At 76.2% G+C, this 26,057-nt stretch carries 23 protein-coding genes; 8 read left to right on the forward strand and 15 right to left on the reverse strand.

Annotated elements, in window-relative coordinates:
- Nucleotides 1–124: 124 nt before the first annotated feature.
- The 4 genes from AB8M62_RS00560 to AB8M62_RS00575 all read right to left on the reverse strand — a co-directional run bounded on the left by AB8M62_RS00560 (nucleotide 125) and on the right by AB8M62_RS00575 (nucleotide 4,515).
- Entirely contained in the window at nucleotides 125–859 is a 735-nt protein-coding gene (locus AB8M62_RS00560) for an SDR family oxidoreductase (protein ID WP_369053181.1), read from the reverse strand.
- 63 nt (nucleotides 860–922) lie between these two features.
- The gene (locus AB8M62_RS00565) at nucleotides 923–1,777 is read right to left on the reverse strand and encodes a DNA-3-methyladenine glycosylase family protein (protein ID WP_373694821.1); all 855 of its coding nucleotides are present in this window, start codon (nucleotides 1,775–1,777) and stop codon (nucleotides 923–925) included.
- Complete coding sequence (locus tag AB8M62_RS00570) at nucleotides 1,774–2,976, reverse strand: GNAT family N-acetyltransferase (protein WP_369068298.1); 1,203 nt, start codon at nucleotides 2,974–2,976, stop codon at nucleotides 1,774–1,776. The genes AB8M62_RS00565 and AB8M62_RS00570 overlap by 4 nt, the downstream gene beginning before the upstream one ends.
- 144 nt (nucleotides 2,977–3,120) lie before the next feature.
- The gene (locus AB8M62_RS00575) at nucleotides 3,121–4,515 is read right to left on the reverse strand and encodes a DNA polymerase IV (RefSeq protein ID WP_373694816.1); all 1,395 of its coding nucleotides are present in this window, start codon (nucleotides 4,513–4,515) and stop codon (nucleotides 3,121–3,123) included.
- Nucleotides 4,516–4,598: 83 nt separating this feature from the next.
- Between AB8M62_RS00575 and AB8M62_RS00580 the strand changes: the two genes are divergently transcribed.
- On the forward strand, nucleotides 4,599–5,351 hold the full coding sequence (locus tag AB8M62_RS00580) for a sulfite exporter TauE/SafE family protein (RefSeq protein ID WP_369053175.1): 753 nt from the start codon (nucleotides 4,599–4,601) through the stop codon (nucleotides 5,349–5,351).
- A 71-nt stretch (nucleotides 5,352–5,422) separates the two neighbouring features.
- On the opposite strand, the gene AB8M62_RS00585 is transcribed toward AB8M62_RS00580, so the two are convergent.
- On the reverse strand, nucleotides 5,423–5,695 hold the full coding sequence (locus AB8M62_RS00585; RefSeq protein ID WP_369053172.1) for a GlsB/YeaQ/YmgE family stress response membrane protein: 273 nt from the start codon (nucleotides 5,693–5,695) through the stop codon (nucleotides 5,423–5,425).
- A 265-nt stretch (nucleotides 5,696–5,960) separates the two neighbouring features.
- Here AB8M62_RS00585 and AB8M62_RS00590 point away from each other — a divergent pair, with 265 nt between their 5' ends.
- Entirely contained in the window at nucleotides 5,961–6,638 is a 678-nt protein-coding gene (locus tag AB8M62_RS00590; protein ID WP_369053170.1) for a response regulator transcription factor, read from the forward strand.
- Here AB8M62_RS00590 and AB8M62_RS00595 read toward each other — a convergent pair.
- Both AB8M62_RS00595 and AB8M62_RS00600 read right to left on the reverse strand, forming a co-directional pair.
- Nucleotides 6,611–8,077 carry a sensor histidine kinase gene (locus AB8M62_RS00595; RefSeq protein WP_369068299.1) on the reverse strand — a complete coding sequence of 489 codons (1,467 nt, stop codon included), beginning with the start codon at nucleotides 8,075–8,077 and terminating at the stop codon, nucleotides 6,611–6,613. The two genes, AB8M62_RS00590 and AB8M62_RS00595, sit on opposite strands and share 28 nt — an antisense overlap.
- 44 nt (nucleotides 8,078–8,121) lie before the next feature.
- Nucleotides 8,122–9,348 carry an acyltransferase family protein gene (locus tag AB8M62_RS00600; RefSeq protein WP_369053167.1) on the reverse strand — a complete coding sequence of 409 codons (1,227 nt, stop codon included), beginning with the start codon at nucleotides 9,346–9,348 and terminating at the stop codon, nucleotides 8,122–8,124.
- 393 nt (nucleotides 9,349–9,741) lie between these two features.
- On the opposite strand from AB8M62_RS00600, the gene AB8M62_RS00605 reads away from it, so the two are divergent.
- The 4 genes from AB8M62_RS00605 (at nucleotide 9,742) to AB8M62_RS00620 (ending at nucleotide 13,410) form a co-directional block, all read left to right on the forward strand.
- Nucleotides 9,742–9,954 carry a hypothetical protein gene (locus tag AB8M62_RS00605; protein WP_369053166.1) on the forward strand — a complete coding sequence of 71 codons (213 nt, stop codon included), beginning with the start codon at nucleotides 9,742–9,744 and terminating at the stop codon, nucleotides 9,952–9,954.
- Nucleotides 9,955–10,045: 91 nt separating this feature from the next.
- On the forward strand, nucleotides 10,046–10,753 hold the full coding sequence (locus AB8M62_RS00610) for a FadR/GntR family transcriptional regulator (protein WP_369053165.1): 708 nt from the start codon (nucleotides 10,046–10,048) through the stop codon (nucleotides 10,751–10,753).
- 309 nt (nucleotides 10,754–11,062) lie between these two features.
- Complete coding sequence (locus AB8M62_RS00615; RefSeq protein ID WP_369068300.1) at nucleotides 11,063–12,499, forward strand: four-carbon acid sugar kinase family protein; 1,437 nt, start codon at nucleotides 11,063–11,065, stop codon at nucleotides 12,497–12,499.
- 14 nt (nucleotides 12,500–12,513) lie between these two features.
- A complete protein-coding gene (locus AB8M62_RS00620; protein ID WP_369068301.1) occupies nucleotides 12,514–13,410 on the forward strand; it encodes an NAD(P)-dependent oxidoreductase in 897 nt (298 codons plus the stop codon).
- Between the two features lie 51 nt (nucleotides 13,411–13,461).
- On the opposite strand, the gene AB8M62_RS00625 is transcribed toward AB8M62_RS00620, so the two are convergent.
- Nucleotides 13,462–14,625, reverse strand: a complete 1,164-nt coding sequence (locus AB8M62_RS00625) for an epoxide hydrolase family protein (protein WP_369068302.1) — start codon at nucleotides 14,623–14,625, stop codon at nucleotides 13,462–13,464.
- Between the two features lie 99 nt (nucleotides 14,626–14,724).
- On the opposite strand from AB8M62_RS00625, the gene AB8M62_RS00630 reads away from it, so the two are divergent.
- Both AB8M62_RS00630 and AB8M62_RS00635 read left to right on the forward strand, forming a co-directional pair.
- The gene (locus AB8M62_RS00630; RefSeq protein ID WP_369053159.1) at nucleotides 14,725–15,357 is read left to right on the forward strand and encodes a TetR/AcrR family transcriptional regulator; all 633 of its coding nucleotides are present in this window, start codon (nucleotides 14,725–14,727) and stop codon (nucleotides 15,355–15,357) included.
- 11 nt (nucleotides 15,358–15,368) lie between these two features.
- Nucleotides 15,369–15,758 carry a TIGR03618 family F420-dependent PPOX class oxidoreductase gene (locus tag AB8M62_RS00635; RefSeq protein WP_369068303.1) on the forward strand — a complete coding sequence of 130 codons (390 nt, stop codon included), beginning with the start codon at nucleotides 15,369–15,371 and terminating at the stop codon, nucleotides 15,756–15,758.
- 59 nt (nucleotides 15,759–15,817) lie between these two features.
- Here AB8M62_RS00635 and AB8M62_RS00640 read toward each other — a convergent pair whose 3' ends face one another.
- The 7 genes from AB8M62_RS00640 to dnaB all read right to left on the reverse strand — a co-directional run bounded on the left by AB8M62_RS00640 (nucleotide 15,818) and on the right by dnaB (nucleotide 26,056).
- On the reverse strand, nucleotides 15,818–16,114 hold the full coding sequence (locus tag AB8M62_RS00640; protein ID WP_369068304.1) for a metal-sensitive transcriptional regulator: 297 nt from the start codon (nucleotides 16,112–16,114) through the stop codon (nucleotides 15,818–15,820).
- A gap of 100 nt (nucleotides 16,115–16,214) precedes the next feature.
- A complete protein-coding gene (locus AB8M62_RS00645) occupies nucleotides 16,215–18,596 on the reverse strand; it encodes a heavy metal translocating P-type ATPase (protein WP_373694817.1) in 2,382 nt (793 codons plus the stop codon).
- Between the two features lie 303 nt (nucleotides 18,597–18,899).
- Nucleotides 18,900–19,574, reverse strand: coding sequence for a DUF305 domain-containing protein (locus AB8M62_RS00650; protein WP_369053154.1), 675 nt, complete (start codon nucleotides 19,572–19,574; stop codon nucleotides 18,900–18,902).
- Nucleotides 19,575–19,662: 88 nt separating this feature from the next.
- A complete protein-coding gene (locus AB8M62_RS00655; RefSeq protein WP_369068306.1) occupies nucleotides 19,663–20,157 on the reverse strand; it encodes a hypothetical protein in 495 nt (164 codons plus the stop codon).
- Nucleotides 20,158–20,398: 241 nt separating this feature from the next.
- Nucleotides 20,399–21,763, reverse strand: a complete 1,365-nt coding sequence (locus tag AB8M62_RS00660) for an alpha-amylase family glycosyl hydrolase (protein ID WP_369068307.1) — start codon at nucleotides 21,761–21,763, stop codon at nucleotides 20,399–20,401.
- Nucleotides 21,764–21,815: 52 nt separating this feature from the next.
- Nucleotides 21,816–22,805 (reverse strand): LLM class flavin-dependent oxidoreductase, encoded by a 990-nt coding sequence (locus AB8M62_RS00665; RefSeq protein WP_369068308.1) that lies wholly within the window; start codon nucleotides 22,803–22,805, stop codon nucleotides 21,816–21,818.
- 98 nt (nucleotides 22,806–22,903) lie between these two features.
- Complete coding sequence (dnaB, locus tag AB8M62_RS00670; RefSeq protein ID WP_369068404.1) at nucleotides 22,904–26,056, reverse strand: replicative DNA helicase; 3,153 nt, start codon at nucleotides 26,054–26,056, stop codon at nucleotides 22,904–22,906.
- Nucleotide 26,057 lies beyond the last annotated feature (1 nt).

A 26,057-nucleotide genomic window follows, 5' to 3' on the forward strand; every position in this document is an offset into this window, starting at 1 on the left:
ACCCTCCCCCATCGTGATCATGGACGGTGGGCCGTTCACCCATCCATGATCACCGTGATCTCGCTGGGAGACCCTGCAAGATCACAGGGGGTCGGGGGGTGAGGGCGGCCGGAGGTCGCGGGGTTCAGCGGCCGCCGGAGACGTCGAGGGTCGTGCCGGTGACGTAGGAGGCGGCCTCCGACAGCAGCCAGACGACGGCCTCGGCGACCTCGTCGGCCTCGCCGCCGCGGCCCAGCGGGACCGTGGGGGCCAGCCGCTCCACCCGGCCCGGCTCCCCCGCGACGGCGTGGATGTCGGTGCGGATCAGCCCCGGGCGCACCCCGACCACCCGCACCCCGGCCGGCCCGACCTCCTTCGCCAGCCCCACCGTCAGGGCGTCGACCGCGGCCTTGGACGCGGCGTAGTCGACGTACTCGCCCGCCCCGCCCAGCACGGCCGCGCGCGAGGACACGTTGACGACCGTCCCGCCGCCGGCCGGCACGAGGCGGCGCACGGCCTCCTGCGCGCACAGGAACGCGCCGAGGACGTTGACGTCGAGCAGGCGGCGGATCCGCGCCGGCTCCAGGTCCACGACGGGCGACTGCGCGGCGACCTGCCCGGCGTTGTTCACCAGGCCCGCGAGCGGGCCGAGGCGGTCGGCGGCGGCGAACAGCCGGCGCACGTCGGCCTCCTCGGCGACGTCGGCGCGCACCGCGACGGCGGTCGTGCCCAGCTCCTCGGCCTGCGCGACGACGGACTCGGCGGCCTCGCGGTGGGTGGCGTAGCTGAAGCAGACCGGCGTGCCGCGGGCGGCCAGCGCCCGCACGACCGCCGCGCCGATGCCCCGGCTGCCACCCGTCACGACCACGGTCCCGTCCACGCGATCACGCTACCGACACCGGTGGCGACGGTCCGCGACCACCGCCGGTGGCCGCGGCGAGCATCAGGCGAAGACCGCGCCCGTCCACAGGTGCAGCAGGGCGTAGCTGCGCCACGGCGACCACGCCGCGGCCCGCCGGCGCACCTGCGCGGCGGGCAGGTCGCCCACCGCGCGGCGGGCCACCAGGTCGCCGTCGAGGAACACGTCGTCGTCGCCGAGCACGCGCAGCGCGACGTAGTCGGCCGTCCACGGCCCGACGCCCGGCAGCGCCAGCAGGGCCGCGCGCGTGCCGGCGCGGTCGGCGGCGTCCAGCTCCAGGCCGTCGGCCAGGGCAGCGGCCAGGGCGTGCAGGGTGCGGGCGCGCGCGCCGGTGACACCGGTGACCGCGCGCAGCGCCTCGGGCCCCGCGGCCGCCAGGACGGCCGGCTCGGGGAAGGCGCGCAGCCCGCCCGGACCGGGCCGGCCGTGGGCGGCGACGAGCCGGCCGGCGAACGTGCGGGCGGCCGCCAGCGACACCTGCTGGCCCAGGACGGTCAGCAGCGCGGTCTCGGCGCCGTCGACGGCGCGCGGCACCCGCAGGCCGGGACGGGCCCGCACCAGCGGGCCGAGCAGCTCGTCCCTGGCCAGCGCGGCCTCGGGCGCGCGGGTGTCCGCGTCCAGGTCCAGCCAGCGGGCGACCCGCGCCGCCACCCCCGCCGGGTCCGGCCCGTCGGCGACCTCCACCTCGACGGCGCCGGCCGGCCCCTCCCCGCCCAGCCGGACGCTCACCGCCACCGGCCCGCCGGCCCCGGGCACCAGCCGGGCGTGCTCACCGGTGACCGGGTCGTGCCGCTCCAGCCCGGGCACGGCGTGGGCGGCGAGGAACCGGCGCAGCGGTGTCAGCGCCAGCGGGCTCGCCGCCGGCAGCGACAGGATCAGGACGGCGCGCCGGGCGCCGGGCGCGGGCTGTTGGCGCGCGCCACCGCCACGGCGTGCCGCACCTGCTTGAGGGCGGCCAGCTGGGAGAACGCCGCGTAGCGCACCGCCGAGGCGCGCGAGCCGGTCGCGTACGCGACGTCGTCCTGCACGTGCACGCGCTCGCTCCAGCGCATCTTCGCCACGTTCGGGCCGGGCGAGAAGTTCACGAACGCGTCCCCGCGCTCGGCGGCGGCCTGGACCACCGCCGCCTGCAGCAGCGTGACGGCCGAGAACTCCCAGTACGCCGGGTCCAGGCCGGAGGAGTGCACGTACGCCGTGCCGGGCGCGTGCAGAGCCAGCTGGGAGGCGACGACGTCGCCGTCCACGACGAGCTCGGTCAGGCTGGCCTCCTTGGCCCCCGCCAGCCGCGGCAGCAGCGCCCGCAGCGGCTCGCGCACCGCCGGGTCGGCGTAGGCGTCGGGGTGGGTGGAGGTGCTGCCGCCGAACCCGGCGCGCGCCGCGTGCAGGCGGAACAGCCGCTGCACGGCGGCGTCGTCGACCTCGGCGCCCTCCAGCACGCGCACGCTCCAGTCGCGGCCCGTGCGGGTCAGCCGGTTGCGGCTGCGGCGCAGGCTCTCCTTGAGGTTGCGCTTGAAACCGGCGCGCACCTGGTCCCAGCCGCCCTCCAGCGGCAGCACGACGCAGGCGCGCGCGGCCCGGTGGGCGGAGTGCGGGGCCGCGGCGGTGGTCTCCTCCACCCAGGCCGGCTCGAACCAGGCGTCGTCGCGGGCCATCGACAGCTCCGCCCAGTCCACGCCCGGCACGTCGCGGGTGGCGCGCACGACGGCCTGGTGGACGCCGCGCGGGTCGACGGGCGCGAGGACCTGCGGCAGCTCCAGCGGGCCGGGGCGGCCGTAGCCGGCCAGGACGAGGCGCCGGCCCAGCGGCAGGCGGGCCGGGCCCACGACCTGCTCGTGGAAGGGCGCCACCCCGGCCAGGCGGCCGGCGCCGTCGCGCACGAGCAGCAGGTGCTGCTGCGCCCGGTCGGGCACGGCCGTGCGGTAGTGGTGCTCGACCCACAGCGGCGAGCTGAACGGGTTCGCGGGCGCGCCCTGGCGCCCGAGGAGGCCGTACCACTCGGCGCGCAGCGCGTCGCTGACGTCGTCGACGGTGATCCGCTCGACCTCGTACCCGCTGCCGGCCCTGGTGCCCGCACCCATGCCCGTCCCCCCACCGCGTCGTCCCGGCGTCCCGGCCGCGCGGTCGGGACGCGGGCCGGGCGCCCCCCGCGCCCGACCCGGTCACCGAGGGTGCCACCCGCAGCTGTGACCGCGCTGGGAGTTCACCCACGGAGCGCAACACGTTCACCTCGGCGAGTCACGATCCGGGTCCCACACGGGGGGCGGGCCGGGCCGCAGGGCCGGGTCGCCGACGCGGAAGGTGCGCACCCGGCCGACGGGCGTGTGCGGGCCCTCGAAGCGCACGGTGACCCGCCCCACCCCCGAGCCCTGCACCCACCCGGGCCCGTGCTCGTCGTGGACGACGTCCTGCCCGGGCCGCCACACCGGCTCGCCCGCCGGCTCCGGCGCGGGCACGTCCTCGGCACCGTCCCCCGGCCCCTCCGGCTCGCCCAGCACCTCCTGCTCCTCCGGCTCCCCCGGCGGCGGCAGCAGGTCGGCCAGCAGGTCCGCCTGCGCGTACTCGCTCAGCCCCGACACGCCCACCCCCAGCAGCCGCACGCCGTCGGCCACGTCCACCCCCGCCAGCAGGTCCGCGGCGTGCCCGCCGATCTCGCGGGCCGAGGAGGTGGCGTGGGTGAGGGTGCGCGAGCGGCTGACCGTCGTGAAGTCGAAGCGGCGCACCTTGACGGTGACGGTGCGCCCGGACAGCCCGTCCGCCAGCAGCCGGGAGGCGACCCGGGCGGCGGTCCGCCGCGCCCGCTCGATCAGCTCCCGGCGGTCGGTGAGGTCGACGGGGAACGTCTCCTCCGCCGACACCGACTTCGCCTCCCGCTCGGGCACGACCGGGCGCGGGTCGTGCCCGCGGGCCAGCGCCCGCAGCGACGTGCCGTGCGCGCGGCCCAGCAGCCGGACCAGGTCGCCCTCGTCAGCGGCGGCCAGGTCGGCCACGGTGCGCACGCCGCTGCGCGCCAGCCGCTCGGCGGTCACCGCCCCCACCCCCGGCACCACGCGCACGCTCAGCGGCGCCAGCCACGCGGCCTGCTCGGCCGGCGGGACGACGACCAGCCCGTCGGGCTTGCGGGCGTCCGAGGCGATCTTGGCGACGAACTTGCTGGCGCCGGCCCCCACCGACACCGTCAGCCCCGTCGCCGCCCGCACCCGCGCGCGCAGCGCGGCGCCCACCTCCGCGACGGCCGCGGCGTCCACGCCGGGCAGGACCGCACCGACGTCCACGTACGCCTCGTCCAGGGACACCGGCTCCACCAGCGGCGACAGCTCCCGCGCGATCGCCATCACCTGCGCCGACACGGCGCGGTAGGCCTCGAACCGGCCCGCCAGGAACGCCGCGTGCGGGCTCAGCCGCCGCGCCTGCCCCATCGGCTGCGCGGACCCGACGCCGTGCACGCGCGCCTCGTAGGAGGCGGTGGCCACGACCCCGCGCCCGCCCGTGCCGCCGACGACGACGGGCTTGCCGCGCAGGGACGGCTTGTCGCGCTGCTCGACGGCGGCGAAGAAGGCGTCCAGGTCCAGGTGCAGCACGCCGGGTCGCGTCGGGTCGGGCAGCCGCACGGAGCCCATCCTCGCGCCCCCTACGCTCGCGGGGTGCGCCACGCCCCACCCCCGTCCCCCCGCAGCCGCCACGACCGGGCGGGGGCCGCCGCGTGGACGTGACGACGACCGGGTTCGTCGCCCTGCTGCTGGCCGCGCTCGTCGTCGGGTTCGCCAAGACCTGCCTGGGCGGTGCCGCCTCCATCGCGGTCGCGGTGTTCGCGGCGGTCCTGCCGGCGAAGGAGTCGACGGGCACGATCCTGCCGCTGCTCATCGTCGGCGACCTGTTCGCGCTGGCGGTGTACCGCCGGCACGCCGACTGGGGGCTGCTGCTGCGGCTGTTCCCGTCGGTGGCCGTCGGGGTGCTCGTCGGGGTGGCGTTCGTGGACGCCGTCAGCGACACCGTGATGCGCCGCTCCATCGGCGGGGTGCTGCTGGCCCTCGTGGTGATCCACTACGTGCGGGTGTTCCGGCAGCGGCGCGCGGGGGACGTCGTGCCGGCCTCGCGGGGGCGCCGGATCGCCGTCGGGGTGTTCTTCGGCTTCGTCGCCGGTTTCACCACGATGGTCGCCAACGCGGGCGGTGCCGCGATGTCGATCTACCTGCTGACGATGGGTTTCGGCGTCATGGCCTTCCTCGGCACCGGCGCCTGGTTCTTCTTCATCGTCAACGTGTTCAAGCTGCCGTTCAGCGTGGGCCTGGGGCTCATCACGCTGGACTCGCTGCGGCTGGACCTGCTGCTGCTGCCCGCCGTGGTGGCCGGGGCGTTCACCGGCCGGTGGGTGGCCAAGCGCCTGGACCAGAAGCGGTTCGAGCACCTCGTCCTGGCCGCGACCACCGTCTCGAGCGCGAACCTGCTGCGCTGAGGGGCGGCCGCGGCCGGACGGGTGCTCGGTCCCCGCCCGCGCTCAGCGGACGGGTCGTGCGCCTCGGGGTGTCAGGCGCGGGTGCGGCTGCGGCCGCCGACGCGGGTCCAGATCAGCAGCGCGATGATCGCGCCGATGATCGAGCCGATCCAGCTGGACGGCTGCACGAAGCTGTCGCCGCTGCCGAACAGGACCCGGCCGAGGAAACCGCCGATGAACGAGCCCACGACACCGAGCAGGATCGTCCCGCCGATGCCCATGGACTGCTTGCCGGGGACGATCGCGCGGGCGAGGAACCCGGCGACGAGGCCGATGACGAGGAGTCCGATGATGGTGCCCAGCACGGTCGTGTCCTTTCGTGGTGATCGCTTCCTGCCGAGACGGTAGGGGCGCGACGTGACCTCGGCCACTCGGAACGGCCCGATCCGGATCACCATCCGGTGACGGTCGCGCAGCGGGCCGGGAACGGTCGCCGACCGTCGAGCAGGGGCCACCGCCCGTGCCCGCGGCGGTGCGGGCGGGCGGTCCTGGCCGCCCGGGCGCGCCCCCGGCGCCGGCGCCGTGCGAGGCTCGGGCGGCGGAGCGCGGTGCGCGGACGGGGGTGCGTCGGTGAGGGTCCTGCTGGTCGAGGACGAGGTGCGCCTGGCCGAGACGGTGCGGCGCGGGCTGGTCGCCGAGGGTTTCTCCGTGGACGTCGCCCACGACGGCCTGGAGGGGTTCCGGCGCGCGCGCGAGCAGGACTACGACGTGCTCGTCCTGGACCTCATGCTGCCCGGCCGCAACGGCTACGAGGTGTGCCGCGACCTGCGCTCGGCCGGGGTGTGGACGCCCGTGCTGGTCCTGACCGCCAAGGACGGCGAGTACGACGAGACCGACGCGTTCGACCTGGGCGCCGACGACTTCCTGCGCAAGCCGTTCGCGTTCCGCGTCCTCGTGGCGCGCGTGCACGCGCTGCTGCGGCGGGGGGCGCCGGCCCGCCCGGCGGTGCTGTCCGCGGGCGACCTGACGCTGGACCCCTCGACGCGGCGGGTGGCGCGCGGGGACGTGGAGGTGCCGCTGACGGCGCGCGAGTTCGCCCTGCTGCACCACTTCCTGCACCACCCCGACGAGGTCCTCAGCAAGCAGGCGCTGCTGGAGGCCGTGTGGGACCCGCTGGTGCAGCCGGACCCGAACGTCGTGGAGGTCTACGTCGGCTACCTGCGCCGCAAGGTCGACGCGCCGTTCGGCCGGCAGGCGCTGCGGACCGTGCGCGGGCACGGCTACCGGCTGGCCGCCGACGGGGGCTGAGCCGCGTCCGCGGGCGAGCCGGTGGGCGGGACGGGCAGCCGCACGCGGAACAGCGCGCCGCCGCCGGGGGCGTCGGCCACCTCGACGGTGCCGCCGTGGGCGGCGACGAGCTCGGCGACGATCGCCAGGCCCAGGCCGGTGCCGCCGCTGCCGCGCCCGCGCGCCTCCTCCAGGCGCACGAACCGGCCGAAGACGCGGCCGCGCTCGGCGGCCGGCACGCCGGGCCCGTCGTCGGCGACCTCCAGCACGGCGGCGCCGTCCCGCTCGCGCACGCCCAGCGCGACGGCGCCGCGCGCGTGCCGGGCGGCGTTGTCGGTGAGGTTGCGCAGCACGCGCGCCAGCTGGGCGGCGTCGCCGTGCACGCGCGCGGGGGCGGCCGCCACCCGCACCGCCAGGGCGGTGGTGGCGCGCAGCCGGGCCGCCTCGGCGCCCACGAGCTCGTCGAGGTCGACGTCGCCGCGGACGCTGGCCAGCCGGCCCTCGTCGGCGCGCGCCAGGACGAGCAGGTCGGCCACGAGGTGCTCCAGGCGGGCGCTCTCGTCCGCCACGAGGGCCGCGAACTCCTCGGGGGAGGAGGTGCCGGGGTGCTCGGCCCACACCTCGGCCGCGGCGCGCAGGGTCGCCACGGGGCTGCGCAGCTCGTGGCTGGCGTCGGCGACGAACCGCCGCTGCGCGCGCTGGGAGGCCTCCAGCCGCGCCAGCATCGCGTTCATCGTCTCGGCCAGCCGGGCGACGGCGTCGCGGCCGTCGGGGACGGGCACGCGCCCGTCGAGGTGACCGGCGCCGATGCCCTCCACGGTGCGGCGGATGGCCTCCACGGGCCGCAGGCTGCGCCCGACGAACACCCACGTGGCGGCGGCGACGGCCAGCAGGAGGCCGGGGGTGGCGACGGCGAGGATCGCGCTGGCGGTGCGCAGCGTGGCCTCCGCGGCCGTGCCGCGCTGCACGACGACGACGCGGTAGTACTCGTCGTCGGCGGAGGCGCCCAGCGTCGTGGTGAACCACCGCCCGTCCAGCCCGGGCACGTCGCCGCGCTCCTGGGTGACGGTGGCCACCCGGGGCCGGGCGTCGCTGAGGGGGCCGAGACCGGCGACGTCGCGGCTGGCGGCGACGACGACGTCGTCCTGGCGCACGACCTGGATGAGCGAGCCGCGGTCGTCGTCGGCGCCGACGGCGCGGTCCAGGGCCTCGCGGGCGTCGTCGTCGCTGCGCTCGGGCCCGGCGCGCAGCAGCTCGCCGGTGACGCTCAGGCGCACCAGGCGCGCCTGCACCGACCCGGAGGCCTCGACGGCCTCGTGCAGGGAGTCGCGCAGCACGAGCAGGCCCAGGCCGCTGCCGGCCAGCACGAGCACGCCGAGCAGGACGGTGGCGGCGACGGCGGAGCGCACCTGCACGCCCGCGGCGCGCCAGGCGCGGCGCGGGGAGGGGCGCTCGGGCACCCGGCCAGTGTGCCGGGCGGCCGGTGGCGCACCCGGTCCGGCTCTCAGCCGGTCACCAGGACGGCGGCCGCCAGCGTCAGCGGCACGGCGGTGGCCACCAGGCCGGTGAGCAGGCCGCGCCGGTCCGAGCGGGCCACCAGCGGGGAGAAGCGCAGCGGGCGCTCGACGAGCAGCATGGTCGCCAGCGCGGGCAGGCCGGACAGGACCGCGAGGACGAGGTCGACGCGCCAGCCGTCGGGGACGCCGGCCTCGTGGGCCAGGTGGATCACCGGCAGGTGCCACAGGTACCAGACGTAGGACAGCCGCCCGCAGAACCGCAGCACCGGGTGCGACAGGACGCCGCCGACGGTGCCGCGACCGGTGCCCGCGCAGCCGGCGGCGATGACCGCGACGGCGCCCAGGGTCGGCACGAGCGCCACCGTGCCCGGGTACGGCAGCGAGACCACCCACAGCGCCGAGGTGCCCAGCGCCAGGGCCCCCGCCCAGCCGCCCGCGACGACGGCGCGGCGGACCCGCGGCTCCCGGCAGGCCGCCACGACGCGGGGGGCGGCCAGGGCCAGCAGACCGCCCGCGCCGAACTGCCAGGCGCGCGAGCCGGTGCCCAGGTAGCCGAGCAGCTCCGCGGCCGGGGTGACGAGCGCGGACACCGCCAGGGACACCGCCGACAGACCGAGCAGCGCCCCGAACAGGCTGCGCCGCAGGGACCACCCGCGCCGGCGGGCCAGCGCCGTGACGGCGATGACCAGCAGCGGCCACAGGACGTAGAACTGCTCCTCCACCGCCAGCGTCCAGTAGTGCTTGAGCGGGCTGGCCGCCGCCCGCGCGGACAGCTCCTCGAGGTCGCCCGCCAGCAGCCACCAGTTCGCCACCTGCAGGCAGGCGGCGACGACGTCCTGCGCGAGGGCGCGGGCCGTCCCGGGCGCGAGCACGAGGACGGCGGCCAGGGTCGCGGTGAGCACGAACGCGGCGCTGGGGATGATGCGCCGCGCGCGGCGCGCGTAGAAGCGCGCCAGCGAGACGGTGCCGGTGCGCTCGACCTCGCGCACGAGCAGCCCGGTGATGAGGAACCCGGAGATGACGAAGAACGCGTCGACGCCGATCACGCCGCCGCTCAGCAGCGGCACGCCCGCCGCGGACAGGAACACCAGGAACAGCGCGACGGCGCGCAGGCCCTCCACGTCCGGGTGGAACTCGCGCCCGTGGCCGCCCGTGCCGGCGGCCCTCCCCGTGCTCTCCCGTCCCGGCCGCGGCCGGACACCCTCCACCGTCACACGGGCCTCCCCCTGGCTCGTCCGCGTCCGCCGCGGGCTGCGGCGGGCACCGGGGGGACCCTGCCCCACGGGCGCTGAGAGGCCGCTGAGACGGGACCGTCCCCGCGACCGGGACCCGGTTCGACAACCGCCCGCCCGTGTGCAGCGGCGCCGAACCGGTGACGGGTCGACCACGCCGAGCGACCGCTCGGGGTGCCGCGTGCGCCGTCCGGGGTGCGCGCCACCCGCCCGCGCTGCGGCGGCGGGAGGACGGCCGGGACGCGCCGTGGCGGCCGGACGCGAGTTCCCGGGCGAGCGGGTGGTCCTGGCGCCCGGCGCTCCAGCGGCGCCCGGCGCGGCCCGAACCCCTCTGCAGCGCAGGGGACGAGCCCCGGCCCGTGGAGAGGAGTCCCCGTGTACCGCAACGGTTCCGGCATCAGCATCATGTCCGTCCTGGCCGCCGAGGCCTACGCCGACCGCCGCACCCCGCTGCCCGCGCCGAAGCCGGCGCCGGCCCCCGCCGCCCCCGTCGCCGAGGTCGCGCCCGCCCCCGTCGCCGAGGCCGTGCCCGCGCCGCGCAAGCGCTCCTGGTCGCTGGCCGGCCTGGCCCGCCGCGCCGCCGCCTGAGGTCCCGCGCCGACCCGGTCGGCCTAGACTCGGCAGCCGCCGCGGCGGTCCCGCCCGCGACGAGCAGGAGCCGAGGGGTCGAGGGGGCCGGGTGCCGCGCAGGTCGTTGGTCAGCGAGGTCGCCGAGGCCCTGCTCGACGAGGTCGTGCGCGGGGCGGTGCCCGTGGGCTCGCTGCTGCCGTCGGAGGCGGAGCTGTGCGCCCGCTACGGCGTCAGCCGCGTCACGCTGCGCGAGGCGCTGAAGACCCTGCAGGCGCAGCACGTCGTCCGCGCCGCGCCCGGGGTCGGCACCTACGTGGAGCCGGTGGCCCGCTGGACGGGCCTGGACGCGGTGCTGCGCGCCACCTCCGCCGGCGCCGGCGACGAGTCCGCGGCGGTGCAGCTGCTGGAGGTGCGCCGCCTGCTGGAGGTCGGCGCGGCCGGCCTGGCCGCGCAGCGGCGCGACGAGGACGACCTGGCCGAGCTGGCCGGCCTGCTGGAGCGGATGCGCGCCGCGCACGCCGCCGGCGACCCGGAGGCCTTCGCGCGCAGCGACGTCGCCTTCCACGACGTCCTGCTGCGCGCCACCGGCAACGTGTTCGTCGCCGTGCTGTTCGAGCCGCTGGGGCGGGTGCTGCGCGAGCGCCGGGAGCAGACGTCGGCGGTGCCGCAGGTGCAGGTCAACGCGCTCGCCGCGCACGAGGCCGTGCTGGCGGCGGTGCGCGCCGGCGACCCCGACGCCGCCCGGCGCGCGATGGAGGAGCACCTGCGCCAGACCGCCGAGGACCTGCGGCACCTCGTCCTGCGCCGCCCCGCCTGACCCCCCGCCCTCCCCGCACCCGCGCTCCCGGCGTCCCCCCACCTCGTCGGGGCTCTGCCACCCCTCCCCCCTCCGTGATCTTGCTGGGGAACCCCGCGAGACCACGGTGATCATGGACGGGTGAGCGCTCACCCATCCATGATCATCGCATTCCCCTCGCCGTGATCATGGATGCGTGAGACCTCAGCCATCCATGATCACCGCGCGGGAGGGGAGCCGGAGGAGCAGGGTGCGGGTGGGCGCCGACGCCCGAGGCCCCTCGGCGTCCGTGATGTAAGATGTCTGACATCTGATCACGAGGAGGGACCCGTGGACGAAGCCGTCCTGCTCGCGCACCACCCCGCCCCCGTCGCCGTGCCCGCCGCCGCGGTCGCCGAGGTCGTGGCCCGCCGCCCCACCGTGCTCGTCGTCCTCGACGACGACCCCACCGGCACCCAGTCCGTGCACGACCTGCCCGTGCTCACCGCGTGGGACGAGAGCGACTTCGACTGGGCCTTCGCCCGCTCCGCGCCCGCGGTCTACGTGCTCACCAACGCGCGCAGCCTCGACCCGGCCGCGGCCGCCGAGCGCAACCGCGAGGTCGTCACCCACGCCCTGGCCGCCGCCGAGCGCGCCGGCGTGCGCGCCGACTTCGTCAGCCGCAGCGACTCCACCCTGCGCGGGCACTTCCCGCTGGAGACCGACGTCATCGCCGCCGTCCTGGCCGAGCGCGCCGGCCGCCGCGTGGACGCCGTCGTCCTCGTCCCCGCCTTCCCCGACGCCGGGCGCGTCACGATCGGCGGGACGCACTACACCCGCACCCCCGACGGCCTGGTGCCCGTCGGCGAGACCGAGTTCGCCCGCGACGCCACCTTCGGGTTCACCAGCTCCGACCTGCGCGACTGGGTGCAGGAGAAGTCCGGCGGCCGCCACCGGCGCGACGACGTCGTCGTCCTGGACCTGACGACGATCCGCTCCGGCGCCCGCGCCGTCGCCGACGCCCTGGCCGCCGTCACCGACGCCACCCCCGTGGTCGCCGACGCCGTCACCGAGGACGACCTGCGCGCCCTGTCGCTGGGGCTGCTGGAGGCCGAGGCGCGCGGCAAGGAGCTGCTGCACCGCGTCGGGCCGCCGTTCGTGCGCGCCCGCGCCGGGCTGGACGTGCGCGCGCCGCTGAGCGCGGAGGAGGTCTTCGGGCCCGGCGGCGGCGCCCCCGGCGGCGGTCTCGTCGTCGTCGGCTCGCACGTCGCCCTCACCACCCGCCAGCTGGAGCGGCTGCAGGCCGAGCGCCCGCAGGCGCGCTCCGTCGTCGTGGACGTCCCGCAGGTCCTGGCCGCCGACCGCGCCGCCGCCCACCTGGGCGAGGTCGTGGACGAGGCGGTGCGCCTGCTCGCCGACGGCGACGTCGTCGTCTCCACCAGCCGGGTCCTGCAGCGCACCGACGACCCGGCCGCCAGCCTGGAGATCGCCCGCCGGGTCTCCGCCGCCGTCGTCGAGGTCGTCCAGCGCGTCCTGGCCGCCCGCCCGCCGCGGTTCGTCGTCGCCAAGGGCGGCATCACCTCCAGCGACGTCGCCGCCCACGGCCTGGGCATCCGGCACGCCGTGGTCCGCGGGCCGATGCTGCCGGGCATCGTCTCGCTGTGGGAGCCCGTCGACGGCCCCGCCGCCGGGATCCCCTACGTCGTCTTCGCGGGCAACGTCGGCGACGACGCCTCGCTGGCCGCCGTCGTGGACACCCTCGCCGACCCGGCCCTGACCGCCCGCTGACCCTGGAGACCACCGTGAGCGAGACCCCCTCCCCCGTCGTCGCCGTCCTCGGCCTGGGCGCGATGGGCCTGCCGATGGCCCGCCGCCTCGCCGAGCGCCTGCCCGTCCACGGCTTCGACATCGCCCGCGAGCGCCTGGACCTGGCCGGGGCCGCGGGCGTGACGCCGTTCTCCTCCGCGCGGGCGGCCGCCGAGGGCGTGGACGCCGTCCTGCTCGCCGTCCGCGACGGGGCGCAGCTGCGCGCGGCGCTGTTCGGCGAGGACGGCGTGGCCGCGGTGCTGCGCCCCGGCGCGGTCGTCCTCATGACCAGCACCGTCGGGATCGAGGAGGTCACCACCGTCGCCGAGCGGCTGGCCGAGACGGGGATCGACCTGGTCGACGCCCCGCTCAGCGGCGGCCCGGTGCGCGCCGGGGAGGGCGATCTGCTCATCGTCGTCGGCGGCGCCCCCGCCGCCCGCGAGCGCGTGGCGCCGGTGCTGGAGCAGCTGGCCTCCACCCTCAGCGTCATCGGCGACCGGCCCGGCGACGGGCAGGCGTTCAAGACCGTCAACCAGCTGCTGTGCGGGGTGCACATCGCGGCGGCCGCCGAGGCGCTCGCCCTGGCGCGGGCGCTGGGGCTGGACCCGCGCACGACGCTGGACACCCTGGCCACGGGCGCGGCGGGCTCGTTCATGCTCGCCAACCGCGGCCCGCGCGTCGTCGAGGCGCTGGAGGGCGGCGACCCCGAGGTGCTCAGCCGGCTGGACATCTTCGTCAAGGACATGGGCATCGTGACGGCGGCCGCCAAGGGCGCCGGGCTGCCCACGCCGGTGGCCGCGGCCGCCGAGCAGCTGTACCGGCTGGGCGCGGCGCACGGGATGGGCGCCGACGACGACGCGAGCGTCGTGCGGGTCGTGGCACCGGGCGCCTGAACCCGGACCGCGCCCCGCGGGCCGGGGCGCGGTCCGTCGCGCGCTCCGCGCTCAGGCGGTGCGCAGCGGGCGGAACGTGGTGCGGACCTCCTCGACGAGGACGTCGGGCTGCTCCATCGCGGCGAAGTGGCCACCGCGCTCGAGCAGGGCGTGGTGCAGGACGGTCCGGTAGCGCCGCTCGACCCAGCGCCGGGACGCCTGGACGGCCTCGCCGGGGAAGACGCTGACGCCGATCGGGGTGGGGCCCGGCTCCCGGGCGCCGGCACCCTCGCGCTGCGCCTCCCAGTACAGGCGCGCGGAGGACGCGCCCGTGCCGGGCAGCCAGTGCATCATCACGTCGTCCAGGAACTCGTCGCGGCCGACGACGTCCAGCGGGTCGCCGTCGTGGTCGACGACGTCGTCGAAGATGGTGAGGATCCACGCGGCGAGCCCGACCGGGGAGTCCACGAGGGAGTAGCCGATCGTCTGCGGGCGGGTGGCCTGCTCGCGGGCGTAGGCGTCCTGGTCCGCCGCGTACCGCTGCGCGCGCTCGACCATCCGCCGCTCCACCGGGTCGGCGTCGCGCACCTCCTCCGCTGTCGGGAACACCATCGGCAGGTTGACGTGCAGCCCCGCGCACCCGGAACCGGGCCGGCGGCCGATCGCGTCGACGACGGCGGCGCCCCAGTCGCCGCCCTGGGCGAACCAGTCGTCGTAACCGAGGCGGCGCATCAGCTCGATCCACGCGTCGGCGGTCCGGGCGACGCCCCAGCCGGGTCCGGCCGGCTTGTCGGAGAACCCGAAACCGGGCATCGAGGGGACGACGACGTGGAAGGCGTCCTCGGCGCGGCCGCCGTGGGCGACGGGGTCGGTCAGCGGGCCGATCAGCTTCCGGAACTCCAGGACGGAACCGGGCCAGCCGTGGCACAGCAGCAAGGGCCGGGCGGTGGGTTCGGCCGAGCGCACGTGCAGGAAGTGGATCCCCAGCCCGTCGATCACGGTGCGCGAGGAACCGAGGGCGTTCAGGTCGGCCTCGCAGCGGCGCCAGTCGTAGCGCTCGGACCAGTGCGCGACGAGGTCGCGCAGGCGGTGCAGGGCCGGCCCCTGCCCGGGGGCCGTCTCCGCCTCGGGCCAGCGGGTGCGGGCCAGGCGGTCGGCGAGGTCGTCGAGGTCGGCCTGCGGGACGTGGACCTCGAAGGGGAGGACGAGGTCGGGCGCGGGAGGGGCGAGGGTCACGGGGTCCTCCGTGCTGGTCGGGGTGGTGGCAGGAGCCGACCACAAGTGGAACCGGAGTTCAACTTGAGAACCCGACCTCCGCTTGGTTACGCTCGCCGCGTGCCACCCCCCGCCCGCCCCCTGCGCCGCGACGCCGAGCGCAACCGCCGGTTGCTGCTGGCGACCGCCGCCGACCTCATGGCGCACCACGGCCTGGACGTCTCCTACGAGGACATCGCCCACGCCGCCGGCACGGGCACCGGCACCGTCTACCGGCGCTTCCCCGACCGCGACGACCTCGTCGACGCCCTGTTCAGCGAGCACGTCGAGGCCGTGTGCGCGATGGCCGAGGACGCCGCCCGCGACGAGGACGCCTGGCGCGGGCTGACGGGTTTCCTCGAGCGGCAGCTCGAGCGCGAGGCCGCGAACCGGGCGCTCGGGCAGATCCTGCGCGGGCAGCGGGGGCCGCGGGCCATCGCCCACCGCGCGCACGAGCGGATGACCCCGCTGGTCACCGACCTCATCGCGCGCGCCGTGCGCGACGGACAGCTGCCCGCCGGTGTCGTCCCGGCCGACCTCGTCGCCGTCCACGTCATGGTCGGCGGTGTCCTCGACGCCTCCGCCACCACCGCCCCCGACCTGTGGCGGCGCGCCCTGGCGATCGCCCTCGCCGGCCTCCAGCACGCCGACCTGCCCGGACCGGCTCCCGGCGGCGACGTCGTCGAGCACCTCTACAGCCACCACCACCAGTGAGGAACCCCGCCGTGCCCCTGCCCCAGCCGCTCGTCGACGTCCTGAACGACCGGGCGATCTGCTTCGTGACCACCCTCATGCCCGACGGCTCCCCGCAGATCAGCCAGACGTGGGCGGGCACCGACGGCGAGCACGTCATCGTCAACACCGTCGAGACCCACCAGAAGGCCCGCAACGTCGCCCGCGACAGCCGGGTCGCCCTCGGCATCGCCGACCCGGCGAACCCCTCGCGCTCGTGGGCGCTGCGCGGCCGCGTCGTCGCGACCAGCACCGAGGGGGCGCGCGAGCAGCTCGACGGGCTCTCGCAGAAGTACATCGGGCGCCCCTACCCCGGGTTCGGCGGCACCGACCAGCGGCGGGTGGTGCTCACCGTCGCGGTCGACAGGCTGCACACGCCCTGACGCCGGTAGTGCTGGGTGCCGAGCGCCGGGCGAGCCGACAGCCCGCCTCCAGCGGGCGCTCAGGAGCGCAGCAGGCGGGCAATCGCGGCCGACGCCTCCTTGATCTTCGCGTCGGCCTCGTCGCCACCGTGGGCGATGGCGTCGCGGACGCAGTGGGCCAGGTGCTCCTCCAGCAGGCTCAGCGCGACCGCTTCCAGCGCCCTGGTGGCCGCGGACACCTGGGTGAGCACGTCGATGCAGTAGGCGTCCTCGTCGATCATGCGCTGCAACCCGCGGACCTGGCCCTCGACGCGGCGCAGCCGCTTGAGCTGCGAGGTCTTGGTGTCGGCGTAACCGGGCGGCGTCGTGGCCGTCATCGCTGTCTCCTCCTGCGGCAGCCGGGGTCCCTCATCATCGCCGATCCGCGGGTGCGTCCCGTCCGGCCGGCCCGGTCGCGGAGCAGCCCGCACCCCGTCGCTACAGCCGCTGGGCGCGCAGCCGCAGCGCGTTGGTGATGACGCTGACCGAGGACAGCGCCATCGCGGCCGCGGCGATGATCGGCGAGAGCAGCAGCCCGAACACCGGGTACAGCACCCCGGCGGCGACGGGGATGCCGGCGGCGTTGTACAGGAAGGCGAACAGCAGGTTCTGGCGGATGTTGCGCATCGTCAGCTGCGAGATCCGCCGGGCCCGCACGATCGCGGTCAGGTCCCCCCGCAGCAGGGTCACCCCGGCGCTCTCCACCGCCACGTCGGTGCCCGTGCCCATCGCGATGCCGACGTCGGCCGCGGCCAGGGCGGGGGCGTCGTTGACGCCGTCCCCGGCCATGGCCACCACCCGGCCCTCGGAGCGCAGCCGCTGCACGACGTCGCTCTTGCGGTCGGGCAGGACCTCGGCCTCGACGCGCTCGATGCCCAGTCCGGCCGCCACCGCCCTAGCGGTGACGCGGTTGTCGCCGGTGAGCATGACGATGTCCAGCCCGGCCCCGCGCAGCTGCTGCAGCGCGGGAGCGGTGCTGTCCTTGACCCGGTCGGCGATGGCGACGACCGCCGCCACCCGCTCGTCCACCGCGACCAGCACGGCGATGGCCCCGGTCGAACGGACCTCGTCGGCGAGGGCCTGCGCCGGGCCGACGTCCAGGCCCAGGGACGACAGCAGTCCGGCGCTGCCGATGGCCACGCGGCGGCCCTCGACCACGCCGCTGACCCCGCGTCCAGCCGGGGCCTGGAAGTCGCTGACCGCCGGCAGCGCCAGTCCCCGCTGCTCGGCGGCGCGGACGACGGCCTCCCCCAGCGGGTGCTCCGAGCCGCGTTCGACGGCGGCGGCCAGGCGGAGCACCTCGACCTCGGCGCTCTCACCGGCCCCCGCACCGGTGGTGCGGTCGGCACCGGTCGGGGCGCCGTCGGTCCGGGCGGTGGGGACCAGGAGGACGCGGTCGACCGAGGGGCGGCCCTCGGTGAGGGTGCCGGTCTTGTCCACGACCAGGGTGTCGACCTCCTCCAGCCGTTCCAGCGCCTCGGCGTTCTTGATCAGGACACCGGAGCGGGCACCGCGGCCGACCCCGACCATGATCGACATCGGCGTGGCCAGGCCCAGCGCGCACGGGCAGGCGATGATCAGGACCGCGACGGCCACGATCAGCGCGTGCGCCAGGCGCGGGTCGGGGCCGGCGAGGGCCCACACGGTGAACGCGACGACCGCCACGACGATCACCACCGGGACGAAGACGGCCGAGACCTTGTCGGCCAGCCGCTGGATCGGGGCCCGCGAGCGTTGCGCCTCGGCGACCATGGCCACGATCCGGGACAGCACCGTGTCGCGCCCGACGGCGTCGGCGCGCATGATCAGCGACCCCGCGGAGCTGATGGTGCCGCCCAGCACCCGGTCGCCGTCGGTCTTGGTGACCGGCATCGACTCGCCCGTCACCAGCGACTCGTCGACCGAGGAGCGGCCTTCGAGCACGGTGCCGTCCACCGGCACCTTCTCCCCCGGACGCACCCGCAGCCGGTCGCCGAGGGCGACCTGCTCCAGGGGCACCTCGACCTCCCGGCCGTCGGCCTCCAGGCGGCGGGCGGTCTGGGGAGTGAGGTCCAGCAGGGCCCGGACGGCGCCGGAGGTCTGCTCCCGGGCCCGCAGCTCCAGCACCTGCCCGAGCAGGACCAGGACGGTGATCACGGCGGCGGCCTCGAAGTAGACGTCGACCGCGCCCGTCTCGTCCCGGAAGGCGGCCGGGAAGATGCCCGGGGCGAAGGTGGCGACGGTGCTGAACACCCAGGCCACCCCGGTGCCCATGGCGATCAGGGTGAACATGTTCAGGTTGCGGCTGCGCACCGAGGCGGCGCCGCGGACGAAGAAGGGCCACCCGGCCCACAGCACCACCGGGGTGGCCAGCACGAACTGGCCCCAGGTCGCCACGCCGGTCGGGACCAGGTCGTGCAGGGCCGTGACGAAGTGCCGGCCCATCTCCAGCACCAGGACCGGCAGCGCAAGCACCAGCCCGACCCGGAACCGGCGGCGCATGTCCACCAGCTCGTGGCTGGGGCCGCTCTGCGCGGTCACGACGACCGGCTCCAGCGCCATCCCGCAGATCGGGCAGCTGCCGGGGCCGTTCTGGCGCACCTGCGGGTGCATCGGGCAGGTGTGCTCGACCTCCTCGCCCGGGCCGGCCTGGACGACCGCGCCGCCACGCCCACCGCCGTGGTCGTGACCGTGGTGGTCGTGGCCGCCCGCGGTGGTGGGGTCGGCACCGACGTACCGGCCGGGGTCCTGGACGAAGGCGCTCCGGCAGCCGGGGGAGCAGAAGTGGTGAGTACGGCCGGCGTGCTCGGCCGTGGTGGTCGTCGTGGTGTCCACCGTCATGCCGCACACGGGGTCCACCGCAGACGGACGGGTCTCGAGCCGTGGGTCGTCGTCGCGGGTGGTCATGACGGCAAAGATACCCCCCGGGGGTAATTGCACAAGGGGCCGGGAGCGGGAACCGGCACGAGTCCGGGCAGCCGCGTCGCACGGCCGAGCCGAACCCCCGGCAGGACTCCCCGGACACGGGCTCCTTCACCGAGCCCCTCGGACCGCCGACCGCCGGGAGACCGGTCGGTGACGGCCCGAGGGACGCCCAGGAGGTGACCGGCGGGCAGGTCGCGCCCCCCACCGGTCGGCCCGGCCTCAGCTCGCGCCGGCGAGCAACTCCTCCATCTGCTCGATCTCGGCGCTCTGGCTCTCCACGATCGAGCCGGCCAGCTCCCGCGCCTGCGGGTTGGAACCCTCCTGCAGCTCGGTCTCGGCCATCTGCACCGCACCGGTGTGGTGCTCGATCATCATCTGCAGGAACAGGCGGTCGAACTCGTCCCCGGTGGCGTCCTGCAGCTGCCCCGTCTGCTCCTCGGTCATCATCCCCGGCATGCCGGAGTGGTCCATCCCCGGCATGCCGGAGTGGGCCTCGACCGGCTCGCCCCAGGCGTCGAGCCAGGAGGTCATCTGCTCGATCTCGGGCTGCTGCGCGGCCTCGATGGTCGCGGCCAGGTCCTGGACCTCCTGGCTGGAGGCCCGGGTGGCGGCCATCTGCGCCATCTCGATCGCGCCCCGGTGATGCACGATCATCATCTGGGCGAACTCGACGTCCTGGTCGTCGTGCTCGGCGTCCACCGCGGCGCCGTTCGACGCGCTGGCCGAAGGACTCGACGAGGACGACTCCGAGCCCATCGAGGAGTGGTCCATCGAGCCGGCGTCGTCACCGCCGCAGGCGGTCAGGAGCAGGGACAGCGTCGCAGCGGCGCCCAGAGCGCCGAGGCGGGCGGCAGGTCGGGTCGAGCGGGTGGTGCGGGTGGTGGTGTTGCGCATCACGGGTGCGTCTCCTTGAACAGGTCACGGGTGTGGGTGAACGACGAGGCGGCGCGTGGACGTCGTCCACGACGCGCCGACGTTCGGCCTAGACCCGGATCACGCACAGGGCCACGCGTGGCCAGCGCCACGGCGGAGGTCCGCGCCACGGCGTGGTGGCGGTGCGTTGGCGGGGCCACGCCCCGGCGAGCCGGTACGACGCGCGCAGAGCCTGCGCGGTGGACCGGGCGAGCAGGACGAGCACCAGCGCGACGCCGGCGGACAGGAACAGCACGCACTCACCCGTCGGGTGGTGGTCGTGCTCACCGAGCCGGGCCCCCGCCCGCGCAGCCTCGTGCGGCTCGGTCGAGCCGCCCGTCGAGGCCACCGCCCCGCTCACCGGTGCCAGGCCGTGCGGGGGAGCGCTCCCCACGTGCCCCGGGGCGTCCCCGGCGGTGCGGCTGGAGGCGTGCCCCGAGGTGCGCTGGGGTCCCACCGCAGCGGCCAGGACGTGCATCGCCGACAGACCGGCCCCCAGGGCCACGACCAGCAGCAGCCGCGGCAGCAGGGACCAGCCGGTCACCGGGCCCGCGGTCCGTCGCACGCCTCCAGGTTAACCCCTGGGGGGTATACCACCAGGGGACGACCCCGAGAGCCTCGTGCGCGAGAGGTCCGCCCCGGGACCTGGTCCTCGTCCTCCCGGGCAGCGGCGAGGCCCACCGGCACCTCGACGGTCCGCGACAGCAGTGCCCCGGGCGTCCATGCCCGGGTTCGGCGGCCCGGACCGACGCCGGGTCGTGCTCACCGCCGCGGTCGACAGGCGGTACACGCCCCGAGGCCACGGCTCACCCCGCGGCGACCACCCACCCGCCCGGCGGCAGCTCCACCCGCGCGCCGTCCGTCCCCGCGTCGAGGACGCGCCCGGTACCCGCGAGGACCTCACGCGCACCCGGCGCGGGCACGGCGCTCGTCCCGCCCGCGGTGGACAGCGCGATGACGAGCCGCTCCCCCGGCCCGCCCTCGCTGGCGTAGGCGAGCGCGTCGTTCGCGACGTGCAGCACGCTCGTGCGCGCGCCGTGCAACCACGCGTGCCGGCGGCGCAGGCCGATGAGCTCCTGGTGCAGGTGGAACGTCGGCAGGCCCAGCGGCGACAGTTCCTCCGGCGTGGCGGGGAACGGCGGGCGGACGGCGTCGTCGCCGCCGGCGCGGTCCTCCTTGACCCCGCGGAAGGCGTGCTCGTCCCCGGCGTACACGCACGGCGTCCCCGCGACCGTGGTGAGCACGGCGAGGGCGTGCGCGAGGTGCGCGGGGTCGTGCAGACGGCTGGCGATGCGGGTGACGTCGTGGTTGCCGAGGAACGTCAGCGGCGCGAACGTCCGCGAGAACCCGTCGTGGCGGCCCAGCGCGTGCGCCAGCTCGTGCAGGTTCCCGTCGTTGAGGCTGCTCCAGACCGCCTTCCACAGCTCGTACTGCGTCACGGAGTCCAGGTGCCCGTCGACGACGGCGGCCTCGTAGTCGCCGTGGATGACCTCCCCGACGAGGTAGGCGTCGGGGTGGCGCTCGCGCACCCGGTCGGCGACCTGCGCCCAGAAACCCGCGGGCACGGCGTAGGCGGCGTCCAGCCTCCACCCGGCCGCGCCGCGGTCCAGCCAGTGCGTCATCACGTCGGCGACGTGGTCGGCGACGGCGGGCTCGGCGTGGTTGAGCGCGACGAGCTGGTGGTGGCCCTCGAAGTCGTCGTAGTCGGGTTCGGTGCCCGGCGTCCACGCGTCCGGACCGCCGGGCCAGCGCAGCCGGAACCAGGAGGCGGTCGGTGCGGACGGCCCCTGCTCCAGCACCGCGCGGAACGCCGGGTGGGAGCGGCCGACGTGGTGGAACACGCCGTCGAGCACGACGCGCAGACCGCGCTCGGACGCCGCGCGCAGCAGCGCGTCGAGGTCGTCGTCGTTCCCCAGGCGCGGGTCGACGCGCAGGTGGTCGACGGTGTCGTAGCCGTGGGTCTCCGAGGCGAACACCGGACCCAGCAGCAGACCGGACGCGCCGAGGGCGAGGACGTGGTCGAGCCAGCCGGCCAGGTGCGGCAGGCGGTGCCGCACCTGTTCGGTCAGGTCCCCGGCGCGCGCCTCGGCGCCGGTGAAACCCAGCGGGTACACGTGCCAGAAGACGGCGTGCCGCACCCAGTCGGGGCCGGGGACCGCTCGCTCGCTCATCCCCCCACCCTGCCCCGGTGGCCGGTGCGCTCACCACCGGGGTGGGTGCGCCTCAGACGGCGACGTCCTGCGCGACCTCGGCGAGCAGCTCGACGGAGCGCAGCCGCGCCTCGTCGTCGAGGGCCTGGTGGGCGGTGATGAGCTCGTCGGCGCCGGAGGCGTCGAGGAAGGAGTCGAGGTAGCGGCGCACGTCCGCGGGGGTGCCGACGGCGGCGTAGGACAACATCTGGCCGACGTGCTGACCGGCGGCGGTCTGCATGAGGATGTCGACCTCCGCCTCGGTGAACGTGCGGCCGCGGCCGAACAGGGAGACGGCGAACCGGCGCTGCACCTGCTCGAAGGCGGCGCGGGCGTCGTCGGCCGAGTCGGCGGCGACGACGTTCACGCCGGCGATGACGTGGGGGCGGTCCAGCTGCTCGGACGGCTGGAACTCGCGCCGGTAGGCGCTGACCGCGGCGTGCAGGGCCTGCGGGGCGAAGTGCGAGGCGAACGCGTACGGCAGGCCCAGCGCGGCGGCCAGGTGCGCGCCGAACGTGGAGGAGCCCAGCACGTACAGCGGGACGCGGGACCCGGCACCGGGGACGACGTCCACGCCGGGGACGCTGGAGCGCCCCGCGAGGTAGTCGCGCAGTTCCGCCACGTCCTGCGGGAACGTCTCGGAGGCCGACGGGTCGCGGCGCAGCGCGTACGTCGTCGCCTGGTCGGAGCCGGGGGCGCGACCCAGACCGAGGTCGATGCGCCCGGGGTACATCGCGTCGAGGGTGCCGAACTGCTCCGCGATCGCCAGCGGGGAGTGGTTGGGCAGCATCACGCCACCGGCGCCGAGCCGGATGGTGGAGGTGTGCGCGCCGACGTGGGCGATGAGCACCGCGGGCGCCGAGGACGCGATGTGCGGCATGTTGTGGTGCTCGGCGTACCAGACGCGCTGGTACCCGGTGCGCTCGGCGGTGCGGGCCAGCTCGACGCTGGCGGCGATGCTCTCACCGGCCGTCTTGCCCGGACCGATGTGGGCGAGGTCCAGGATCGACAGGGAGAGCGACACGACGGGCACCTTTCACCAGCGGGACTGTTCGTCGGCTGCAACCGGGCCGCCGCCCCGCTTGTTCCACCGGCCGGCGGTGGGCGCCGGCCGGTGGGACGTCAGGTGGCCATGTCCACGAAGCGCGAGTAGTGGCCCTGGAAGGCGACGGTGATCGTGTCGGTGGGCCCGTTGCGGTGCTTGGCGACGATGAAGTCGGCCTCCCCCGCGCGCGGGGACTCCTTCTCGTACATGTCCTCGCGGTGCAGGAGGATCACCATGTCGGCGTCCTGCTCGATCGAGTTGTGGACCGCGATGCCGTCCGCGACGAAGTTGTGGCCGCCCAGCACGGTGGCGTCGTAGACCGGCTCCTCGCCGTCGGGCTCGATCGCGACGACCTCGTCCCAGAAGACGTCGTTCACGGCGTCCACGTGCAGGTCGGCGGCCTCGAGGACCGTGGCGATGCGCGACAGCGCGGGGCCCTCCTCGGCGACCGCGCCGCCCGACAGTTCGCGGCCGACGTGCTGCCACACCCCGTCGTCCGGTGCGGCCGGTGCCGCACCGCGGACCCGGTCGAGGAGGGCGAGCGCCTCCGGTCCGCGAGCCCCCACCTCCTGCAGGAAGCGGCGCAGGTCGTCGGGGCCGGTGACGTCCAGGGACCAGCCCTCCCCCGCGGTCCGCAGCTCGGCCGAGATGCCGAAGCGCAGCAGCAGGCGCGCCACGTCGTCGAGCAGGACGCGGCCGGTGGAGCGGAACGTGACGCGGCCGCCGGTCGTGGCACCGCTCTCGACGTCCCCCGCGACATCGCGCAGGTGGTGCAGGAACAGGGCGATCTGCCGCTTCGGCAGGTGGAACACCTCGACGGGGACCCGCCCGCCGGCGAGCGCCGGGTCGACGTCCAGGAGCCGTCCGCCGGCGAGGGCGTGCGCGGTCGCCACGACGCGGTCGTCCTCCCACGCCGCCACGATCTCCGGCGCGGGGACGTGCCGCGGCACGGCGATCCGCTGGCCGGGCGTCAGGTCGCCCAGCGGCGTCCACCCCTCGTAGGTGAGGAAGGGGTGGTTGGCGGTGGCGCGGACCGTCTTGCCGGACGCCGTGCGCAGCCGGTGCACGGGCTTGGTGCCGGTGGGGAACACGTGGGTGAGGTGGCGGCGCACGTAGCGCAGCGAGTCGTCCAGCGCCCACACCGGGACGTCGCGCGCGCCCGTGGCGTACAGCTCCCCCAGGGTGGTGCCAGCGCCGGTGTCGGCCCGCAGGACGCGGGTGTCCGCGGTCAGGCAGCCGGACTCGCGCAGGTCGCTCATCTGCGGCTTCTTGTCGGTGCGCTGCTCCGGACCGCGGTTCAGCTGCGACAGCGCGATGACGGGGACCTCGAGCTCCTTGGCGAGCAGCTTCAGCGCGCGGGAGAACTCGGAGACCTCCTGCTGGCGGCTCTCCACCCGCTTGCCGGACGTCATGAGCTGCAGGTAGTCGACGATCACCAGCTTGAGGTCGGCGCGCTGCTTCAGCCGGCGGCACTTGGAGCGGATCTCCATCAGCGACATGTTCGGCGAGTCGTCGATGTACAGCGGCGCTTCGGAGATCGAGCCCATGGTGCGGGCAAGCTTCGTCCAGTCGTCCTCGCGCATCGTCCCCTTGCGCATGTTCTGCAGGGGGATGCGCGCCTCCGCGGACAGCAGGCGCATCGAGATCTCGTTGCGGCCCATCTCCAGGGAGAAGATCACCGAGGCGAGGCCGTGCTTGATCGACGCGGCCCGGGCGATGTCCAGTCCGAGAGTGGAGTTGTGAGTGGGAATCATCGAGCGGCCGGCGAGGTACAGGTGGTCGTCGGCGTCGACCTCGACGCAGCGCACGGGCACCGAGGGCACCGGCCGGACGGCCGTGACGCGCCGGGCGGTGGACGGGACGCGATCCCGGTCGTGGAGGGCCCGCTTGAGCTCCAGCCGCTCGCTGCCGCACCGGAACACCCAGTCACCGTCCGCGGCGAAGGACACGCGGACGCGGGAACCGGCGCCGTCGCCCACCGCCGGGACCAAGCCCAGCGTGCGCAGCACCTCCACGACGAGCGGGGCTGCCGCCGACACGAGGTCGAGCGACACCACGCCGTCGGACCCGACCCGGCCGGCCACGTCGGCCGCACCGGCGACCAGCGCGCGGCGCTGCTGCGACGACCCGCGCAGCACCTGCGGCGGCACACCGGCGGAGTCGGCGCTCAGACCCACCGCACCCGCCGCGTCCAGCGCAGCGGCCAGCTCACCGCGGACGTCGTCGAGCGAGCCGGACCAGCCGGCCGCGAGCGCCCCCAGCAGGTACGGGTCGACGTCCAGGTCGGCGGGGGGCAGGTCGAGCGGTGCGACCGCGTCGACGTGGTGCGGGACGGCGCGCGCGAGGTCGGCGGCCAGGGAGGACGTCGTCACGACCGCGCGGCGCCCGCCCGAGGAGGTCAGCCACTGGTGCTCGCCGTCGGCGACCAGCACGGTGCCGTCGGAGAAGACGACCTCGTAGCAGGAGCGGTCCGTCATCACGTCCGTGGCGGCGACCACCCGCACGGGCCGCCCGTCCGCGCCGAGGAGCTCGTCGCCGGGGCGGACCTCGCCCATCGTCGTCCAGCCCGTCGGGGTGGGCAGGGGCGTGTCCAGGGCCAGGGCCTTGCCCACGGCCGGCCTGGCCGCGATGACGATCATCTGCCCGGGGTGCAGGCCGTTGGTCAGCTGGTCCAGGTCGGCGAAGCCGGTGGGGACGCCGACCATGCCCTCGCCGCGGTGGCTGCTGGCCTCGATCTCGTCGATGGCGCCCTCGATGACGTCGCCGAGGACGGCGTAGTCCTCCTTCGTGCGCTTCTCCGTGACCGCGTACACCTCGGCCTGCGCGGAGTTGACGATGGCGTCCACGTCGCCGCCGTCGGCGCCGTAGCCCATCTGCACGATGCGGGTGCCTGCCTCCACGAGGCGGCGCAGCACGGCGCGCTCGCGCACGATGCGGGCGTAGAAGCCGGCGTTGGCGGCCGTGGGGACGGTGGAGATGAGGTCGTGCAGGTAGGGGGTGCCGCCCACGCGGGCGAGCTCACCGCGGTTGGTCAGCTCGGCCGAGACGGTGACGGGGTCCGCCGGCTCGCCGCGCGAGTACAGGTCGAGGACGGCCTCGTAGATCATCTCGTGCGCGGGGCGGTAGAAGTCGATGCCCTTGAGCACCTCGACGACGTCGGCGATGGCGTCCTTGGACAGCATCATCCCGCCGAGCACGCCCTGCTCGGCGGCGATGTCCTGCGGGGGCATC

The sequence above is a fragment of the Kineococcus terrestris genome (assembly GCF_041020755.1).
Taxonomy (GTDB): Bacteria; Actinomycetota; Actinomycetes; order Actinomycetales; family Kineococcaceae; genus Kineococcus; species Kineococcus terrestris.

Coding starts and splice junctions, on each gene's coding strand:
- AB8M62_RS00570 (WP_369068298.1), bottom strand. CDS start 2,976: ATGGGTGCGGGCACCAGGGCCGGCAGCGGGTACGAGGTCGAGCGGATC.
- AB8M62_RS00575 (WP_373694816.1), bottom strand. CDS start 4,515: ATGGGCTCCGTGCGGCTGCCCGACCCGACGCGACCCGGCGTGCTGCAC.
- AB8M62_RS00640 (WP_369068304.1), bottom strand. CDS start 16,114: ATGACGGCCACGACGCCGCCCGGTTACGCCGACACCAAGACCTCGCAG.
- AB8M62_RS00645 (WP_373694817.1), bottom strand. CDS start 18,596: ATGACGGTGGACACCACGACGACCACCACGGCCGAGCACGCCGGCCGT.
- AB8M62_RS00650 (WP_369053154.1), bottom strand. CDS start 19,574: ATGCGCAACACCACCACCCGCACCACCCGCTCGACCCGACCTGCCGCC.
- AB8M62_RS00660 (WP_369068307.1), bottom strand. CDS start 21,763: ATGAGCGAGCGAGCGGTCCCCGGCCCCGACTGGGTGCGGCACGCCGTC.
- dnaB (WP_369068404.1), bottom strand. CDS start 26,056: ATGCCCCCGCAGGACATCGCCGCCGAGCAGGGCGTGCTCGGCGGGATG.